Source organism: Streptomyces massasporeus, assembly GCF_014648995.1.
GTDB lineage: Bacteria > Actinomycetota > Actinomycetes > Streptomycetales > Streptomycetaceae > Streptomyces > Streptomyces massasporeus.
This window is the reverse complement of sequence record NZ_BMSE01000053.1, coordinates 1-4,582: the sequence shown is the minus strand read 5'-3', so window position 1 is coordinate 4,582 and position 4,582 is coordinate 1. Positions and strand designations below refer to the sequence as shown.

4 protein-coding genes are annotated in these 4,582 nt (G+C 71.3%); 2 read left to right on the top strand and 2 right to left on the bottom strand.

The genetic code is table 11. The annotated features are described in order from the left end of the window. A partial coding sequence (locus tag IE153_RS41090) for an acyl-CoA carboxylase subunit beta (protein WP_308432248.1) occupies window positions 1-877 on the top strand: 877 nt, incomplete at its 5' end. 35 nt (window positions 878-912) lie between these two features. Next, window positions 913-1,107 carry an acyl-CoA carboxylase subunit epsilon gene (locus tag IE153_RS41085; protein ID WP_142159151.1) on the top strand — a complete coding sequence of 65 codons (195 nt, stop codon included), beginning with the start codon at window positions 913-915 and terminating at the stop codon, window positions 1,105-1,107. A gap of 58 nt (window positions 1,108-1,165) precedes the next feature. Here the strand turns inward: IE153_RS41085 and IE153_RS41080 are convergent, their stop codons facing one another. Both IE153_RS41080 and IE153_RS41075 read right to left on the bottom strand, forming a co-directional pair. Then, window positions 1,166-4,189: an NACHT domain-containing protein gene (locus IE153_RS41080; RefSeq protein ID WP_189594779.1), complete on the bottom strand. Its 3,024-nt coding sequence runs from the start codon at window positions 4,187-4,189 to the stop codon at window positions 1,166-1,168. Between the two features lie 78 nt (window positions 4,190-4,267). Continuing rightward, on the bottom strand, window positions 4,268-4,582 hold a 315-nt coding region (locus IE153_RS41075), incomplete at its 5' end, for a GTP-binding protein (RefSeq protein ID WP_189594778.1).

Genomic DNA, 4,582 nt, shown 5'->3' with positions numbered 1-4,582 from the left:
CTGCCACTTCGCCTACGACGACGAAGAGACCTGCATCGCCGAGGTCCGCTACCTCCTCTCGCTGCTCCCGCAGAACAACCGCGAGAACCCGCCCCGCACCGAGCCCTCGGACGCGGCCGACCGCCGCTCGGACGTCCTCCTGGACCTGGTCCCGGCGGACGGCAACCGGCCGTACGACATGGCCAAGGTCATCGAGGAGATCGTCGACGACGGCGACTACCTCGAGGTCCACGAGCGCTGGGCCCGCAACATCATCTGCGCGCTCGGCCGGATGGACGGCCAGGTCGTCGGCATCGTGGCGAACCAGCCGCAGGCCCTGGCGGGTGTGCTGGACATCGAGGCCTCCGAGAAGGCGGCCCGCTTCGTACAGATGTGCGATGCGTTCAACATCCCGATCATCACTCTTCTGGACGTCCCCGGCTTCCTCCCGGGCGTCGACCAGGAGCACGGTGGCATCATCCGCCACGGCGCGAAGCTCCTCTACGCCTACTGCAACGCGACCGTGCCGAGGATCTCCCTGATCCTGCGCAAGGCCTACGGAGGTGCGTACATCGTCATGGACAGCCAGTCCATCGGTGCCGACCTCACCTACGCCTGGCCGACCAACGAGATCGCGGTCATGGGCGCGGAGGGCGCGGCCAACGTCATCTTCCGCCGTCAGATCGCCGAGGCCGAGGACCCCGAGGCCATGCGGGCCCGCATGGTCAAGGAGTACAAGTCCGAGCTGATGCACCCCTACTACGCGGCCGAGCGCGGCCTGGTCGACGACGTCATCGACCCCGCCGAGACCCGCGAGGTGCTCATCAAGTCCCTCGCCATGCTCCAGACCAAGCACGCGGACCTGCCGTCCCGCAAGCACGGCAACCCGCCGCAGTAACCCTGCGGACATCTTCCTCACGGAGACTGACACCCATGGAATCTGCTGACATCCGCGTCGAGAAGGGCCACGCCGAGCCCGAGGAAGTCGCCGCCATCACGGCCATCCTCCTGGCCCGCGCCGCCGCCCGCCCCACGGACCCGACCCCGGCCCACCGCGGCCGCATCAAGGCGGGCTGGCGCCGCCTGGAACGCGAGCCGGGCTTCCGCGCCCCGCACAGCTGGCGCTGACCCCTTCACGCCCTGACGGCCCCGTCCTCCTTCGGGAGGGCGGGGCCGTGGTGCGGTGCTAGCGGATGACGACGCGCACGCCGGGGAAGTCGAGCGCGGTGGGGTCGTCGGGGACGACACACGCCGTCATGTTCAGATACGTCAGGCCGGCCGGCGGGAACGATCCCGTCTTCATCCAGGCGGCCACGTCGATGTGCGTGAGGAACAGGGTTCTCAGCCCGGGCAGCGCGGACAGCCCGGTGCGGGTTCCCTGGGGCAGGCAGGTCTTCCCGGCGAGCAGCCCCAGCCATCTGATCCGGTCGTGCCGCAGGGGTGAGAGGTCGAGGGAGGCGTCGAAGTTCAGCAGGCCCAGGTACTCCAGTGCCGGCGCCAGAGACAGCTCCCGGAGATCCGGCAGGGGCACGGCTCCGAAGTAGAGGGTGTCCAGAGCCGGGAGTTCCCCCAGGACGTCGAGGTTCGCCGGCGACGCATAGCCGCTCAGTCCCAGACTGGTCAGCGAGTGCAGGGGCCCGAGCGGCGAGAGGTCGACCTCGCCGCGGAGCGCGACCAGGGTGAGTTCCTTCAATGGGTGCAGTCCGCTGAGGACCGTGAGATCCGTGACGGGATGGTTGATCCACAGGTTGTCGACGGCGGGCAGGCGGGCGACGGCCCGCCACTGCCCCGAGTGGGTGACCTTGACACGGCGCCCCGCCAGCGCCACGCCCGCCAGGACCCGGTCGGCATAGGCATCGGCGTCGAAGTACCCCCACGCCTCGATGAGCGCGTCGACCACGCCCTCCCGGCCGTCCTCCGCATAGCGCACCAACAACCCCAGCGCCTCACCCCCACCGATCAACGCCACCGTCCGCACCGTCTGCGCAGCAGACTTCTCCGTCAGCTCGCCCAGAGAACTCGGCAGCCTCCGCAGCAGGCTCGACCCCACCGCCGCCAGCGCCGGCGGATCCGTCGGACGCCGTGCGGGCAGGAGACACGACACCGCGTCCTCCAACCGCCCGGCCAGCCCGTCGGAGACCTCCGGCAACGTCTCCTGGCAGGACGCCGCCAGCAGCCGCAGCACCCGCGCCTGCCGGGGCTCCCGGTCCGCCCGGTCGAGGATGCCGCCCAGCAGTTCCTCCCGCTGGCGCGCGTTCGCATGGCCCGCCGCCATGATGACGGTCTCCCGCCACAGATCCAGATGCGCCCGCTCGACGAGGTTGCCCATCCGGTCCTCCTCGGCCGCCTCCGACGAGGCGAGGTACTCCTGGAAGGTGCGGTGCACGAAGTCCAGGCGGGCCTCGGCGGGGGAGCGGAGGATGCCGGACCGGTGGCGCAACTGGTCCAGGACCTGTCCGCCCTCCATGCCGTCCAGGTGCCGCATCGCCCGCAGCTTCGCGCCGACGTGCACGGCGGCCTGCTCCACCGAGATCTCACTGCGGTTGTTGTCCGACAGCCGCCAGGCCAGATCCCGCAGGATGACGAGCTTGTCGCTGAGGCTCAGCTTGCTGTCCACCGCGCTCGGCACGTTCCGGTCGGCATCCCGGTCGTGGACCAGGGTGTGCAGCGCGTTCCGGTACAACTCCATCCGGTCGCGCGGCAGTTGACGGCCCCGGTTGAGGTGCATGGCGCAGAGCATCGCGGCCAGCAGGGGAGTGCCCGCCAGCGACTGGAGGTGCGGGCGGTCCTTCAGACTGGTCAGCAGGGACTGCTCGTACAGGGGGAGGTCGTCCACGGGACACGGCAGGTCCGCGCCCAGCTCCCGTACCGCCTGGTGCCACTGCCGTACGAAGGCCGCCAGGTCCGGCGGGCTCATGCGGTCCAGGTGCATCGCGGTGAAGTCCTCCCCGCGCAGCCAGTCCGCGCCGGCCGCCGCCGGGCGGGAGGTGACCACCACGCGGACCCCGTCGTACGCCACGAGGAGCTTGCGCAGCCAGTCCCGGACCGCCCGGCGCTCCCGGTCGAGAAGCTCGTCCACGCCGTCGATCAGCAGCAGGGCCCGGCCCGAGTCGAGCTGCCGCTCCACCCAGCCCTTCGGCATGATGCCGGTGAGGGGCCCGGCGACCCCGTCGAGCATCGCGTCGGGAGCCGGAGGGGTGCGGCCGCTGTACTCCCGCAGCTTGACCAGGACGGGCGTCAGGCCGTTCCAGTCGGCCAGCTCCCCGGAGAAGGCACCTCGCGCGGCCGTCACGGCCAGCCAGCGCAGCAGGGTCGTCTTGCCCGAACCCGCCTCGCCGCGCAGCAGCACCCGCGAGGCACCGCTGAGCCCGGTCTCGACCCGCACCCCGGAGCTCTCGCCCCCGGCCTCCTCCCAGTCGCTCATGTCGGGCCGCAGCCGCGACAGGGAGCGGACGGCCCGGCGCCGGGACCCGTCGTCCCCGGTGGCCCGCAGGCTCACGTACGCCACCGACAACCGCACCCGTGGACCCGCCGCCCGGTCCGACGTACGCCGGAACAGCTCCACCTCGTCCAGGTCACGGCTGATCAGCTCCAGGTACCGGCGCCGGAACGCCGTGTCCCGGTCCGTACCCTCCGGCGCGAGCAGGGAGCGGTCCGGAAGCCGCTCCAGGAGCCGGGCCACCTCGGTGCCGAGCGTCGCCGTCCGGGCCAGGAGTTCGGCCGCCGCCCGTTCCTCGAAGACGGGCAGGCTCCGCACGATCCGTACGTAGTACTCGACGCACTCGGCGAAGAGCATCTCGTACAGCCGGGTCTCCGCCTCACTCAGCCCCACCGGGGCGGGCACCGAGCCGGTGAGGCGCCTGATCAGCTCCGCCGGATGGGCGTCCGCCGCGAACACGGCCTCGTCCGACAGGTCCGCCCGCGCGAACGTGTCGCACACCGCGTCGATCACGGCCTGCCGCCCGGCCTCGTCCAGCCCGCGGAACTCGTGTTCCAGATACGGCTCCAGCCGGTCGAACACCGCGTCGGTGATCTGCCCGAACTGCCGCTCCACGCTTCGCTGGAGCCGTAGCCCCGGCACCCGCAGCCGCACCAGCTCCGTCAGCGACAGCTGCCGCTCCTGCTGCCGCCGTCTGCCGCCCAGCCAGATGTCGGCCGCCGTCTTCGCCACGGTCGTGCCCAGCCGTAATGCCGCTGCCTCCGCGCTCACCGCGCCCCCTCCCAGGACAACACTGCGGCCCCCACTCCTCCCACAGGAGGAACGGGGGCCGCAAGACGCACGGGGCGATTACCGCAGGCGCGCCATCAGAGCGTGCTCCACCAGCGTGATCAGCGCCGACTTCGCGTCGGCCCGGTGGCGGGCGTCGGTCGTGATGATCGGGGTGTCCGGACCGATCTGGAGGGCTTCCCGGACCTCGTCCGGCGTGTACGGCTGCTGGCCGTCGAAGCCGTTCAGCGCGATGACGAACGGCAGACCCGAGTTCTCGAAGTAGTCGACGGCGGGGAAGCAGTCGGCGAGCCTCCTCGTGTCGACCAGCACGATCGCGCCGATGGCGCCGCGCACCAGGTCGTCCCACATGAACCAGAAGCGGTCCTGACCGGG

Excerpts from the sequence above, each read along its gene's own strand:
- IE153_RS41085 (WP_142159151.1), top strand. The coding sequence starts at position 913 with ATGGAATCTGCTGACATCCGCGTCGAGAAGGGCCACGCCGAGCCCGAG.